The following is a 14577-nucleotide window of genomic DNA, read 5'->3' as shown; positions in this document are numbered from 1 at the left end:
CTGCCTCAGGAATCCACCTCGATGAACCGAAGCCGGTAGAATCCACGGCCGTCCCGATTCGCGACCACCCGGAAGGATCGATCCCGTTCCTCATATTCGGCCGTGTCCATGACCCGCCATTCGTTGCAGTCAGGACTGGTTTCGAGCTGCCACTGGCCAGCCGCATCCGGGTTCCTGAGAAAGACCACCTCCACTTGCCCCGCACCGATGTCATCCACCGTGACCGGCCGAGTTTCGATCACCCCGTCTCTGGGATTCAACCCATGGATGTATTCAAACTCATTGCTCAGACCGTCACCGTCGAAATCCGCTGAAGACCCGGTGTCAGCCAGCTCCGGATCTACGAACCATTGCTCCGCCCAATCCGAGTAGCGCTGCAGGACACGCACGTCGACGGAGGCCGTCGTCAGCAAGCCCGCCGTCGTTTCATGCACGCTGATCCGGCCGGACTGCTGCGGGGTCACGTCGATCGTGCGCGCCGAACCGAAACCACCCGACCACCACCGCTGCGATGGTCTGGCATCCGCGACATCCAGATAGAAACGAAGATTGAGCTCAGGCCCGTCGGGCCAGGTGACCGGCAGACCCGTCGTCCCGGAAATCGACAGCACATGGCCGGATACCACATGCTGGATCCGCCAACGCCCCGATTCCACTTCAGAGATCTCCCACAAGGTCGCCGGTCCACTCTCCAGTAGCGGGGCCTGCACCACCGGAGCATCAGCACCCGACGAACCACCCTGCGGCCAGAGGAAACGACCGGACTGGACATTCCTCAGTCTTCCCTGATCACCATTCTCCAATGTCACACGAGACTCTCCTGTTAGAGGATCGATCCACTCCCATAATTCATCATCTCCACCCTTCGGAGCCTCGCTCAGCACCGGCAGCTCCGGGCCATCCCCACCGTCATCAAGAAGCGTCACATCCGCATGGGCCGCATTGATCCGAAACCGCACGGTGCCGCCCCCTTCGCGTCGGTCCGCACTCAGGCTCACGCTCTGCCCCTTCAGGACCTCCACCTGATCAGGCACGCCGGCGATGACCGACGCGGACTCTCCGGGCCGAACCAACAAGCGCCCGGTGGCCACACTTCCTTCAAAGCGAGCCCTGACCTGGTACCATCGCGGCACCACTGGATCATCATGGATCACCGGTCCGTCACCGAAACCGTCGGCCCACTCGAACTCCGCCGCCACGGGAACTGCTTCGAGGTTCACCCGCTCACGGGCTTCACCCCCATCAATCACACCCACCCACTCCCCGGCGGGGCTCAAGCCGAGCACCCGCTGGCTGGAAACATGCCGCAAGCGGAGACGCCCCTGCAGGTCACGTTCCAGATCCCAGGCGATCGCTTCATCCACCAGAGCCAGCGGCCTTTGCAGCATTGACTCATCACCACCCAGACCAAGCCGCCGACCGGACGTCGCGGCGCACACTTCATAGCGACTCTCCGTGATCATCCCCAGAGGCTCGCGCTCAACCGGACGGAGCACCCACTCCGATTGCTCCCCGAGTGACAGAGCCCCACCCGTTTCCATCGAGCGCAGTGTCACCACACCGTCTTCCCAGGTCGCTCTGGCGCTAAGCGAAACCTGCGGCGTCACGGAGGGATCGTAGTAGGCATCATCCGCCGTCACCACCGCGTGCAGCCGGAACGGCGAAGTCGTGCGTCTGCCGACAAAGGTCACGAAACTCCGTGGCGGCATCTCATACACCTCGGTGAACGCCGCACCCCGTTCCAGGCTATGACCCGCATCGGTCAGCCAAGGTTGCCATTCGAGGACATCACCCGCCGCCCCGGAAAGGCTCGGACTCAGCCGGATCTCCTGAGGTTCGGTGGACGCATTCCCCGCCACGACCACCACCTCACGTTCGTCCGGCCCAAGCCAGGCACTCACCATCAAGCCGGAAAGTTCATCCGGTGCCTGCACGCCAAGTCGGGTCGCCCCGGGTCGGATGAATCGCGAAAAATTTCCCAGCATCCACAGCAACTTCGAATCGAAGACCTCCGGGTCGGGAGAACCCACCGCGCGAAAATCCGTGTAGAGCAATCCATCCTTGTAGTCCGCCGGCGACAACGCTCTCCACCAACTCCACGCCGTATTGTTGGCGCGGGTCAGATCACGATGAATCACCTTGAAGACATACCACGCAGGTTCAATCGACAGGTCCCGACCATTGCCATACTGCCGAAGCGGGCAGAACTCCGTCATCATTGTGGCCATGCCGAGTTCTGCCGCATCGGAGCGCAGGTCGTCGCGCAGGGACGAATCCAAATCAGGATCAAGGTCCGTGAAGTAGGAATGATAACCCACCACGGGTGCCAGCTTCCCAGCCGTATCCGGATGCCCATAGAGTTCCGACAGATAGTTCCTGTTGTTCACCGACCGGATCGACGCGTGGTCGCCCAGCAGGATGCGGGTTCCATCCACAAGATCCCGCCCACTCATCTCGGAATGCAGCGCGTTCACCAACTCACGGATTTCGACCAGGTCGAAGTAGCGGCAGCCCTCCTGCGACCCGTTGTCCCACAGATATTCGGGCTCGTTGAGCGGGCTCACTTCACTGAAGACGATCCCGTCCTGATCGCGGAAGTGCTCGATCACGTCGCACAGGTAGGCGGCGTATTCGTCACGCATCGCGGGATCCAGATTGGTATTGCCGATGGCGACCACGCTCTCATCGCAGAACGTCCGGCCATTCTTCGTCGCCCAGGCGGGAGGAGAATTCGAACCCAGTGTCAATTGGCGGATGCCATACTCATGAGCCCGTCGCAGGAACCACTGCTGCCCCATTCGCCGCGACCAGTCATAATCCCCCTCAGCCGAAGTCTTCAGCGCTTCGGGAAACCGCCAACTCCCCGGCTCGGAAGTCTGCAGACCCGTGATGCGATTCCCGTTCTCATCGAGATCCCCGCCCCCGAAATCAAACCGGAAACTCGACAAGCCGATCCCACCGGCCTCCGAGAAAAGATACTCAGCCATCCGTTCCTTCAACTCCTCCGGCCAAGACTCGGTCGGATCGAACGACCAATAGCCCGATGCCCCGAAGGACTCCATGACCTGCTGGCGGTTCGACCCATCAATGAAGATGGGAACCGGACTGCCCTCGTCATTGAGATTCTCGTAGCTGATCGAGACCAGGGAGAACTGCGGGTTGCTCACCACCGGATCCAGAACGGTCAGGCTCAGACTCCGCCCCAGCGTGGCATCTCGGTTCGCAAACGTGTAACTGACCGAGGACGAACTCGTCCAAGCCTGATAATACGTCCACGTCCCGGTCTCCGCATCATAGTCGCCCAACCCCGCCTCAGGATCCCCCGCCAGGCCGGAAATCGAGATCAACCCTCGAGCCCAACGCAGACGCAGTCCCGTCGCATGAAAACCCGGCTGGAGCTGGATCGTCAGGACTTCGTCCGCAGGGGCCAGGCCATCGGCATCGTCGATCGCCAGCGCATTCGTTCCTCCTTCGATCCCGAAGTAATTGCTGCTCTGGGTAAAGGGACTGCTGGACCCCAGGGTCACCCCACCATCGGCGGTCGTGTAGCTCGTCTGTCCCGGTGATACGGCGGACGCTGGGATCTCAACCGCCAAGAGACTCGTCGGCAGAAGGGCTAGGGCCAAAAGGCATGGAAAACGGACGTTCAACACCAATTACCCGAGCCGAAACCCAGCCAATCACAAGTCATCTTGCAAATTTGCCGACTTGGACCAAACAAATACCAATTCGGACCAAGCCCCCCGTTGGAATCGCTCTGATTCCACAGCGCTCCCGCTTCCTCCACAGCCGATAGGGGTTTTTCTTTTCAAGATCAGCCCCTTGGGCCAATTTCCGCGCCCCTTCCAAGCTCATTTGGCCTTGGAACTTCAGCCTTTGGCCCTTCGAGAACCATGTCCGACGAACGACGCAAACCATTCCCCTTCGACCAGTTCGAGCCCAAGTGGCAGCAGACCTGGGATGAAGAGAAGACCTTCCGAGCACCCAATCCGGGTGATGCGGACTTCGATGCCTCGAAGCCGAAGTTCTTCGTCCTCGACATGTTCCCCTACCCCTCCGGTTCCGGCCTCCACGTCGGCCACCCGGAAGGCTACACCGCCACCGACATCATCGGTCGCACCAAGTCACGCCAAGGCTTCAACGTCCTCCACCCGATGGGATGGGACTCCTTTGGCCTGCCCGCCGAGCAGTATGCCATCAAGACCGGCCAACACCCCCGCGTCACCACCGAGGCGAACATCGTCACCTTCAAGCGCCAGCTGAAGTCGCTGGGCTTCGGCTACGATTGGGACCGCGAAGTCGCCACCACCGACCCGGAATACGTCCGCTGGACCCAGTGGATTTTCCTGCAGCTCTACAAGTCGTATTTCAACGAAGAGACCCAGAAGGCCGCGCCCGTTTCGGAGCTGGAAGCGAAGGGCTGGACTCCCGAGCAGATCGATGAAGTCCGCCTCGCCTTCATCCACGAAGCACCCGTCAACTGGTCGCCCGATCTCGGCACCGTGCTGGCCAATGAGGAAGTCGAGGAATGGAAATCCAAGGGCCATACCGTCGAGCGCCGACCGCTGCGCCAGTGGATGCTGCGCATCACCAAGTTCGCCCAGCGCCTGATCGACGACCTCGACCCGCTCGACTGGCCGGAAGGCATCAAGCTGCTGCAGAAGAACTGGATCGGCCGTTCGGAAGGTGCTGAGGTCACCTTCGAGATCGCAGAGGGGAGCGAAGGCTTCCAGCCTTCGAATGATGGGGCCCGAAGGCAGGATGCCTTCGCTCCCCTTTCCGTCTTCACCACGCGTCCCGACACGCTGTTCGGTGCCACTTACATGGTGCTCGCTCCCGAGCACCCGCTGGTCGCGGAAATCACCACCGGTGAACAGAAGCAGGCGGTCGAAGACTACATCAAGGCCTGCGCCAGCAAGTCCGACATGGACCGCGGCGACCTGAACAAGGACAAGACCGGCATCTTCACCGGCGCCTTCGCCATCAATCCGGTAAACAACGAGAAGATCCCCGTCTGGATCGCCGACTACGTCATGATGGGCTACGGAACCGGCGCCATCATGGCCGTGCCCGCACACGACGAACGCGACTTCGAATTCGCCACCAAGTTCGAGCTACCCATCCTGCAGGTCGTCCAAGAGGGGAGCGAAGGCTTCCAGCCTTCGACCAACTACTACGATCGTGAAGGCAATACTCACAAAACAATCATCAATCTCCCCCACTGGTCGCAGGGAGAAACGGCATGCTTCGTCACTTGGCGCACTGGTGACAGTCTGCCCCAAGAAAAGCTAACACAACTCACCACCGAACGGGAAGCCTTCCTCCGAGAACACCCGGAACCTTGGTCTGACGAGATCGAGCACAAGTATCACCAGCAATTCTCTGATCGCGTCGATGAATGGCTCGATGCGGGTGCCGGCGCATGCCTGCTCAGGGATCCGAAGCTCAGCGGAATCGTGCTGGATGCCCTGAAGCATTTTGATGGCGATCGATATCATCTCCACTCTGCGGCGGTGATGCCAAATCACGTGCACGTGCTTTTCACTCCAGCGGAAGGCCATGAGGTGCAGGGAATCGTACACTCATGGAAAAGCTTCACCGCCAATGCGATCAACAAGGCGACTGATGGCAGCGGCTCCTTCTGGCAGAAGGACTACTACGACCGCTTGGTTCGCAGTGAAAAGCACTTCGCCCGCATCTCGGACTACATCCGCACCAATCCGAAGAAGGCCCGGCTTACGGAAGGTGAATTCGCTTTCTTCGAAAGCGCGGGTGGCCACGAAGGCTGGAAGCCTACGCTCCCCTTTTCCGGCACTGGCACCGCCGTGAACTCCGGCTTCCTCGACGGCATGCCCACCGCCGAAGCCAAGGCGAAGATGATCGCCTGGCTCGAGGAAAACGGCAAAGGCAGCGGTCAGATCAACTACAAGCTCCGCGACTGGTTGTTCTCCCGTCAGCGCTACTGGGGCGAACCTTTCCCCCTGCTGTGGAACAAGGAAACCGGCGAGCACTCGGCGCTGCCGGAAGACGAGCTACCGCTGCTGCAGCCGGAAATGGAGGACTTCAAGCCGACCGGCGACCCGCGTGGCCCGCTGGTCAAGGCGACCGACTGGATCAACTACAGCGACAAGCTGGAGCGCGAAACCAACACCATGCCCCAGTGGGCCGGTTCCTGCTGGTACTACCTCCGCTACTGCGATCCTCGTAACACCGATCGCTTCATCTCGAAGGAGGCCGAGCATTACTGGTCCGGCGGGGAAGGCGCGATGGTCGACCTCTACGTCGGCGGCACCGAGCACGCCGTGTTGCACCTGCTCTACGCCCGTTTCTGGCACAAGGTCCTCTTCGACCTCGGCCACCTGAGCACCAACGAGCCCTTCCAGAAGCTGGTCAACCAAGGCCTCATCCTCGGCGAAGACGGCCAGAAGATGTCCAAGTCGCGTGGCAACGTCGTCAACCCCGACGAAGTGGTCCGCGAGTACGGTGCCGACGCCCTGCGCCTCTACGAGATGTTCATGGGCCCCCTGACCGAGGTGAAACCATGGCAGATGAAAGGGGTCGAAGGCGTGTCCCGCTTCCTCGCCCGCGTCTGGCGTGTCGCCATGGAGCAGAACCAGGCCGGCGAATGGACGGTTTCGTCCAAGCTCCAAGACACCCCTTGCACCGACAAGGCCCTGCTCAAGGTCGTCCACGAAACCGTCAAGAAGGTGACCGAGGACATCGCCAAGATGTCCTTCAACACGGCCATCTCGCAGATGATGGTGTGCACCAATGCCTTCACCGCCGCCGAGGTGGTGCCGCTGAACGAATTCAAGCTGCTGCTTTCCGTGCTCAATCCCTTCGCTCCGCATCTGACTGAGGAAATCAACGAGCGGCTCCAGGGGAGCGAAGGCTTCCAGCCTTCGACCATCGACACCCGAAGGCAAGATGCCTTCGCTCCCCTCGCCACCCAGCCGTGGCCGGAGTGGGACGAAGATGCCCTGATCGAAAGCGAGATCGAGATGGTCGTGCAGGTGAACGGGAAGTTGCGCGACAAGATCACCGTCGCCAAGGACGCGCCCAAGGACGAGATCGAAGCCGCCGCCCAGGCATCCGCCAAGGTTCAGGAGTTCACCAAGGACAAGACGGTCCGCAAGGTCATCGTCGTCCCCGGACGCCTCGTGAACATCGTGGCGAACTAACAAACCGTGGTGCCACACGGGTGCCCGATCAGAGCGAGTCGGTTTCCCCGCCGCGGCGTCGACCTGACGAAACGATGGACGAAACCCTCGAGCGTATTGCCGAACGACCGTCACTCCTCGAGTGGCTGACGTCGGGTGCGTGGGAGGAGCACTTCGACTTCGCCACGCTGATTCGTTCCCACGACTTCACGAAGGACGGCTGCGTCACGAATGTCGAGTGGATCGATCTCGACGGAAGCGGCGAGCTGACCGTCACCTCGCTGGTCGGGGCACCCGGCGGAGTGCGGGTTCAGACGACGAATCTCTTCAGCGAGTCGCGTGGCGCCTGGATGGTCGAATCCGACTGCACCTGCCCGGTCAGCCACGAATGCAAACACGCCGCCGCGACCCTGCGGGTGATCCTCAGCAAGCTCACCGGGAAGACCCCCACACCACGCCTCGTGCAGGATGAACTCCCCCTGGCACGCGACCCCTCGACCCCGCCGAAAAAGCAGGCCACAAAGCCGGGCGGAGACTCCTCGAACTTCCTCGCCTACTGCATCGAGCGACCCCTGCAGACTGACGCGTTCGCCTTCCAGTTCGCGATTCGCACGGCCAAGCGCCTCAGCAACGGGCGGGTGAAAATCCTCAGCGGCGTGGCCTCCATCGACGCCGACAAGCCCACCGACAGCATGGCCGACGGGGACATCGAACTCGTGCGTCAGTTCTCGAAACGGCAACTCGACAACCAGACCTTCGGCGCGATGCCGCTCGAAGGATCCGAGTGGGACGAACTGCTTGATGGCGCCCTCGCCACCGGACGCCTCTTCCTTGGCAAGGAACCGAATAATCACCGGGGAAGCACCGACCATGAACCACTCAGCGCGGGTCCCTTGGAAAAGGCGGAAGCCTACTGGAAGACCCTTCCGGATGGTAGCGCCCGGCCGATGATCCGCACCGGACGTGCCGGCATCGATCTGCTCCCGGTGGTGCCCGCCCGCTACCTTGACCCGAAACAAGCATGGCTCGGCCCTGTGAAAAGCAACGTGCCCGCCAGCGTGCTCGCGACCTGGATGCGCAGCCCGGTGATCAAGCCCGACAACATCCCCGCCCTCATCGAACGGCTATCGCGCTTCCCCGGTGCCCAACTCCCGGTGCCGAAAACCATCGAGACCGTCACCCGGCCCGCCGTCACGCCCACTCCCGTGCTCCAGATCAAGCGGGTCGCCCGCGGGCCATCATGGGAGCGCACCCACCAGTTCATCGGCGAACTTCTCTTCCAGTATGGAGACAGCCCGCGTCTGCCGATGCTCACCAGCCGCGCCCCACGGGAACACGTCGGGCAGGTCGACGGCACTCGGGTCATCTGGCCACGCAGTCTCAAGGCCGAGCGAACCGCTGAGGCCGAACTACGAGGAGCCTCGTTGGTCCCACTCGAACCCTCATCCAGCGCCTTCGTCCCCGCCAACCAGAAAGCAGGCCACGAAATGGCGTGGCTGCAACTCCTCGATGGCCCGGAATTCCAGCGACTTCGCGAGGACGGATGGATCATCGAAATCGATCCCAGCGCCGGACTCAGCGCGCGGGATGCGTCGTCATTCATCCCCGCCATCGAAGCCGAGACCGGCCATGGCATCGACTGGTTCCGCTTCGACATCTCTTACGAGATCGAGGGTCAAAAGTTCAGCCTCATCCCCTTCATCGCCCGCGCCATCGAGCAGGATTACCCGCCGGCCGACTCCCCGGACTTGCCCGAGCACATCCTGCTTCCCTGCGAGAATCCCGAAGAAGGATTCATCCGCTTTCCCGCGCGTCAGTTGATGGAAACCGTCGATCAGGTCCGGCACCTTTTCTCCGGCAAGCCCACCGGTGGAGCCTTGCGGATCGACCGACTCGCCGCCGCCAACATGGCGGACGCGTTAGAGATCGACGATTCGGATACCAGCCGCACCCTTGCCCGGTTGGGACGCGGCTTGCGCGACATCGACGGACTGCCCGCCATTGAAATTCCCGCCGCCGTCAGGGCGGAGCTGCGCGACTATCAGAAGGACGGATTCCGCTGGCTGCAGTTCCTCGCCGAGCAGGGACTCCACGGGATCCTCGCCGACGACATGGGTCTCGGAAAGACCCTGCAAACCCTGACCCACCTCGCCGCCGAGCACGCCAAGCGCCCCGGTCGGCCCTCGCTCATCGTCGCCCCATCCTCGGTGGTGCCCAACTGGTCGGCCGAAGCCGCCAAATTCGTGCCCCACCTCAAACTTCTCACCCTGCAGGGACCTGAGCGCCGGAAGCACTTCGAAGCCATCCCCGATGCGGATCTCGTTCTGACCTCCTACCCCTTGCTGGGTCGGGACCACGACGAGCTCGTCAGTCACGACTGGCACGTCGTGGTTCTCGATGAAGCCCAGCACATCAAGAACCCGAAATCGATCAACGCCCGCTCCGCCTGCCACCTGAAAGCCACCCAGCGGATCTGTCTTTCCGGCACGCCGATGGAGAACCACCTCGGCGAACTCTGGAGCCTGATGCACTTCCTGATGCCCGGCTTTCTCGGCACCGAAAAATCCTTCCAGACCCAGTTCCGCCGACCGATCGAGAGCGAGCACTCCAAGGACATCCAGCAAGTGCTCAACCAGCGTGTCGGGCCACTCATCCTGCGGCGCACCAAGGATCAGGTCGCCAGCGAGCTGCCGGCCAAGACCGAGACCATCCACCACGTCGATCTCAACAAGCCACAGACCCGGCTCTACGAATCCGTCCGCGCGTCGATGGACAAGCGCGTGCGCGAAGCCATTTCCGAGAAGGGCGTCGGCCAGTCGCACATCATCGCACTCGATGCCCTGATGAAGCTCCGCCAGATCTGCTGCCACCCACAGCTGCTGAAAGGATCCACCGAGACGGTCGACTCCGCCAAACTCGACTTCCTGACCGACGAGCTCCTTCCCACCCTCATCGAGGAAGGTCGCCGCATCCTGCTCTTCTCCCAGTTCACTTCCATGCTCTCCCTCATTCAGGAGCAGCTGGAAAAAGCCCACATCCCCTTCCTCAAGCTCACCGGCCAATCCAAGAACCGGGGAGCGCTCGTCGAGAAGTTCCAACTGGGCGAGACGCCGGTCTTCCTCATCTCACTCAAAGCCGGCGGCACCGGCCTCAACCTGACCGCCGCCGACACCGTCATCCACTACGACCCCTGGTGGAATCCTGCGGCCGAAAACCAGGCGACCGACCGCGCCCACCGCATCGGCCAGACCAAGCCCGTCTTCGTCCACAAGCTCATCTGCACCGGCAGCATCGAAGACCGCATCCTCGAACTCCAGGCCCACAAGGCCAAACTCGTGGACGCCCTGCTGTCCGACGAAACCAGCGGCCTCAAGCTCGACGCCAAGACCCTCGGCCAATTGCTCAAGCCGCTCGATGCATGAACGGGTGACCCCGGATCAGGGTGCTTCGTCCTCGACCGGATACGCGAAGCGGTAAAAGCAGTGACCTTCGCTGACGGGAGCCTCCACCGTGACACTTATCCTGCCATCAGAGCCCGCGGTCACAGGGGTGGATCCCCACGCTTCCAGATCATGGGATGACTGGAAGAGATACTCCACATTCGGCACGCCCCGGAACATCAGGATCGTCGCTTGGCGCGACTCGCCAGCCCCGGAAAAGGATATCTCCAGACCATCGGTCGGAAGCACCACGATCGACAGCTCACCCTGCTCATCAAACGGCGTGGACCACTTGGGATCAGTGTAAACATTCGAACCGGTCAGGGTTTCGAGGAAGGCCTGCAGGTTCGCCCGATCCGCCGCGGTGAGGTTGAGCCGCTGACCACCCGAGCCGGGAGGGCCTGCAAGTCGGGGGTCCAGACGGGGCCGTACTTCAGGGATCGCGTTGTAGTGGCCGATCACCTCGTCGATCGTGGCGAACTGCCCGTTGTGCATGAAATTGCCATGCGGCGTGCCATCCGCAGCGACCAGATCCCTCAGGCTCGGCGCGCGGGTCACCGTGAGATCCACACCACCTCCAATCGAAGTCGTCACCCCGTTGTGACCGGAATTCGGATCAATATCGAACCCCGGTGGCTGGTGGCAGGCCGCACATCCCGCCCCGCTGCCCGGCCCCGGTCCGGGACCCCCGCCGGGAGGAGCAAGAAACAATCGCTTCCCCTCGTTCTCCGCAGGCGTGAAATTCGGGAACGGGGCCCCATCCGCCGGGACTTGGCTACGACCTTCGTCGTACTTGCTGTCGAATGACTGGATGCTCCGGATGAACTGGGCGAGCGCATTCTGCATCCGTTCCTCGGTCACCCCGCCATCGCCGTAAACCGCGGTGAACATCACCTGATACTCCTCGATCGCCGCGAGCTTGGCCTCCAACTCGGAGAATTCCGGGTCGCCGTTCTCTCCACTGAAACCCATCTCGACCGGATCATGGATCGGTTGGGTCGACTGGACCTCCAGATTCGCCGCCCTTTCGTCCCAGAAGAACCTGCGCTCGTTCGAGAAGCGCGGGTTGATCAAACGCATCGAATGCCTCGCCGTCTGGCCCGCCACCCCCTGACTCGAGAGCGAGGTGTCCGAAAAGGCATGTTCCTGCTGGTGGCACGAAGCACAGGACACGGAATCGTTCCGCGAAAGCCGTGGATCGTAGAAAAGCACCCGTCCGAGCATCGCCCCCTGATCCGTGATCTCGTTTCCCTGCGGGGTATTGTCCCGGGTGATGTAAGGCGGCACCGGTTGATTCGCGTAATTCGGTGGATTGGTCAGATCGAGCGTTCCACCTTCTCCACTGCCCACCACCGCAGCCAGCGAAGCAGGGCCGAGGCATGCCAGCACCGCCACGGACAGTTTGAGGGGTTTTCGGGTCATGGGGGGAAATTTCAAAGCACCATCGTGAAGCAGGTGTGTGCAGGAGACCACCCAATTGTTAAGTTCGCGTAAAATCCTGAATGCCAGCTTCTTCGGACACCTGACGAGCATTGTCTTTGCCCAGTCATTCCCGCTGTGCCAGCCTCGTGAAGCAGATCATGGCGGCGGAATTCGAAATCACCTTTCTCGGCACAGGCACTTCGGTGGGTGTCCCGGTCATTGGTTGCGACTGCCCGGTATGCACCTCGGAAGACCCGCGGAACCGGCGCACCCGGTCCTCCATCCATCTCCGCTATGGCGCTCAGAGCATCCTCGTCGATTCCGGCCCCGACCTCCGCGAGCAGGCGCTCCGTGAGCGACTCCGCGAGATCGATGCCGTGATCTACACCCACGGGCACGTCGACCATGTCGCCGGTTTCGACGAACTCCGCGCCTTCTGCTGGAGGCGGGACACCCCGCTGCCGATGCACGGTAATGCCGAAACCCTCGGCATCCTCAAGACGATGTTCGGCTGGGCATTCTCGCCCGACAACGTCTATCGGGGATACGTCAAACCCGCGGCAATCGAGATCCAGGGCCACTTCAACTACGGCAAACTTCGTATTTCCCCCCTACCCGTCATCCATGGCCGGGTGGAGACCTCGGGATTCCTTTTCGAACACCCCGGCCACCCGCCGGTCGCCTACATGCCGGACGTGAAGGAAATCCCCGCCGCCACCATGGCGCTGATCCGGAATGTCGACATCCTGATCATCGACTCGCTCCGCCCCTCACCCCACCCGACCCACATGTCCGTCGAGGAAGCACTGGCCACCATCAAGACCTGTGGCGCGGGCCAGGCGTGGTTGACCCACCTCGGACACGAGAACGAGCACGCCGCCCTGGAGGCGACGCTGCCAGCCCACGTGCATGTCGCATTCGACGGACTCCGGCTGCCAGGATAGTTCCATTCCGAATTCGACATTTGCGGCCCAACAGGTCGGAATGGGGGCATGTTGCGCATGCTCTGCCTGCTTCTTTTGCTCCCCGCTCTCGGCGCCGGGCTGCCCGCTCCACCCCGTCCCGACAGCGTGGCGATCATCTACAATTCGGAGATCCCCGAGTCGAAGGAACTTGCCGATCTGTATGCCATGGGCCGCGGCATCCCGCAGGACCGCTTGATCGGCCTTCCCCTCCCCGACAAGGAGGAGATCAGCCGCGAGGAATACGACACCCTGATCCGCAAGCCGCTCGCCGCGGAGTTCGAACGGCGGAAATGGTGGGACCGCGCCCGCGACGGCAATGGCCATCTGCAGATCCGCTCGACCCGGATCAACATCCTCTGCTGCATGCGCGGCGTACCCAGCCGCATCCTGCATCCACGCCCGAAGCCGCCCGAAGGCGAGCCCGCCCCACCGGTGACCCAGGAGATGCAGATCTCGACCAAGAGCGCTTCGGTCGACTCGGAACTCACCATGCTGGGAGTGGATGGACAAAGCCTGGTCGGCGCCCTGAAGAACCCGTATTTCAGCCAGAACAAGCCGATCGCCGAGGCCAAGCTGCCCATTCTCCTGGTCGGCCGCATCGATGCCCACTCATGGGACGTCTGCAAGCGAATGATGGCGGACGCGCTGGCGGTCGAGGCCACCGGCCTCTGGGGATACGGCGTGGTGGACATCGCCCAAAAAGTGCCCCAGGGAGACCAGTGGATGGAGGACGTCGCCCGGGACCTGAACGAGGCCGGCATCCCCACGCTGGTCGACCGCTCGAAGGACACCCTGCCGGTCAACTTTCCACTCCGTGACACCGCGGTCTACTTCGGCTGGTACGACTGGAACGTGAACGGCCCGTTCAAGAATCCGAAATTCCGCTTCAAGAAGGGCGCCGTCGCGGCCCACCTCCACTCGTTCAGCGCGGCCCAACTGCGAAACCCGTCGAAGAACTGGAGCGCCCCGCTTCTCAACAAGGGAGCCGCTGCCACGATCGGCAACACCTACGAGCCCTTCCTCCACCTCACCCACCACTTCAACATCCTCAACCGTCGCCTGCTCGCCGGCTACTCGCTGGTCGAAGCGGCCTACATGGCGTGCCCCGCACTTTCATGGCAGGCAGTCGTCCTCGGTGACCCGCTCTACCGCCCCTTCCTCAGGCTCGACGGCTCCGGCAGGAAAGAGGCCGACGACAAGGTCTTCCGTGCCCTGCGCATCGCCAAGCTCCGTTGGCCGACGGATCCGCTCGAACGCGAGAACCAACTGCGCAGCGCCGCCAAGCGCATGAACGACCCGACCTTTCTCGAAGCGGTCGGTCTCGACCTGCTCGCACGGAAGAACACCGCGCTCGCCGCCTCCACCTTCGGTGAAGCCAAGCTGCTCTACACCGATCAGTTCGACAAACTGAGGATGGATCTCTTCGTGGCGATGATCGATCGCGAGGGGAAGCGCACCGCGGCGGCCATCCAGGGCCTGCGTGATGCCAAGCTCCGCTACTCCACCCTTGCTGAATCAGAGGCGGCGGCCGCCTGGCTCAACATCCTCGACCCGCCTCCACCACCCCCCGCCCAACCGAAGAAGTAGTTC

6 protein-coding genes are annotated in these 14577 nt (G+C 62.2%); 4 read left to right on the top strand and 2 right to left on the bottom strand.

Annotated features, from left to right (window positions below):
* Positions 1 to 5: 5 nt before the first annotated feature.
* Entirely contained in the window at positions 6 to 3596 is a 3591-nt protein-coding gene (locus JIN81_RS09780) for a glycoside hydrolase (protein ID WP_234044646.1), read from the bottom strand.
* A gap of 297 nt (positions 3597 to 3893) precedes the next feature.
* Between JIN81_RS09780 and JIN81_RS19465 the strand changes: the two genes are divergently transcribed.
* A complete protein-coding gene (locus JIN81_RS19465) occupies positions 3894 to 7181 on the top strand; it encodes a class I tRNA ligase family protein (protein WP_325100869.1) in 3288 nt (1095 codons plus the stop codon).
* A 74-nt stretch (positions 7182 to 7255) separates the two neighbouring features.
* Positions 7256 to 10582 carry a DEAD/DEAH box helicase gene (locus JIN81_RS09760; protein WP_200278757.1) on the top strand — a complete coding sequence of 1109 codons (3327 nt, stop codon included), beginning with the start codon at positions 7256 to 7258 and terminating at the stop codon, positions 10580 to 10582.
* A 15-nt stretch (positions 10583 to 10597) separates the two neighbouring features.
* Here JIN81_RS09760 and JIN81_RS09755 read toward each other — a convergent pair whose 3' ends face one another.
* The gene (locus JIN81_RS09755) at positions 10598 to 12022 is read right to left on the bottom strand and encodes a cytochrome-c peroxidase (RefSeq protein WP_200278756.1); all 1425 of its coding nucleotides are present in this window, start codon (positions 12020 to 12022) and stop codon (positions 10598 to 10600) included.
* 146 nt (positions 12023 to 12168) lie between these two features.
* Here JIN81_RS09755 and JIN81_RS09750 point away from each other — a divergent pair, with 146 nt between their 5' ends.
* Together JIN81_RS09750 and JIN81_RS09745 are read left to right on the top strand one after the other, a co-directional pair.
* Positions 12169 to 12966 carry an MBL fold metallo-hydrolase gene (locus tag JIN81_RS09750; RefSeq protein ID WP_325100868.1) on the top strand — a complete coding sequence of 266 codons (798 nt, stop codon included), beginning with the start codon at positions 12169 to 12171 and terminating at the stop codon, positions 12964 to 12966.
* 48 nt (positions 12967 to 13014) lie between these two features.
* On the top strand, positions 13015 to 14574 hold the full coding sequence (locus JIN81_RS09745) for a TIGR03790 family protein (RefSeq protein ID WP_200278755.1): 1560 nt from the start codon (positions 13015 to 13017) through the stop codon (positions 14572 to 14574).
* The last annotated feature ends 3 nt before the right edge of the window (positions 14575 to 14577 follow it).

Origin of the sequence: Haloferula rosea, assembly GCF_016595525.1 — a bacterium.
GTDB lineage: Bacteria > Verrucomicrobiota > Verrucomicrobiia > Verrucomicrobiales > Akkermansiaceae > Haloferula > Haloferula rosea.
This window is presented reverse-complemented; position numbering and strand designations above follow the sequence as displayed.

What these genes read in the sequence shown, in the direction of transcription:
- JIN81_RS19465 (WP_325100869.1), top strand. Translation starts at nt 3,894, where the DNA reads ATGTCCGACGAACGACGCAAACCATTCCCCTTCGACCAGTTCGAGCCC.
- JIN81_RS09760 (WP_200278757.1), top strand. Translation starts at nt 7,256, where the DNA reads ATGGACGAAACCCTCGAGCGTATTGCCGAACGACCGTCACTCCTCGAG.
- JIN81_RS09755 (WP_200278756.1), bottom strand. Translation starts at nt 12,022, where the DNA reads ATGACCCGAAAACCCCTCAAACTGTCCGTGGCGGTGCTGGCATGCCTC.
- JIN81_RS09745 (WP_200278755.1), top strand. Translation starts at nt 13,015, where the DNA reads ATGTTGCGCATGCTCTGCCTGCTTCTTTTGCTCCCCGCTCTCGGCGCC.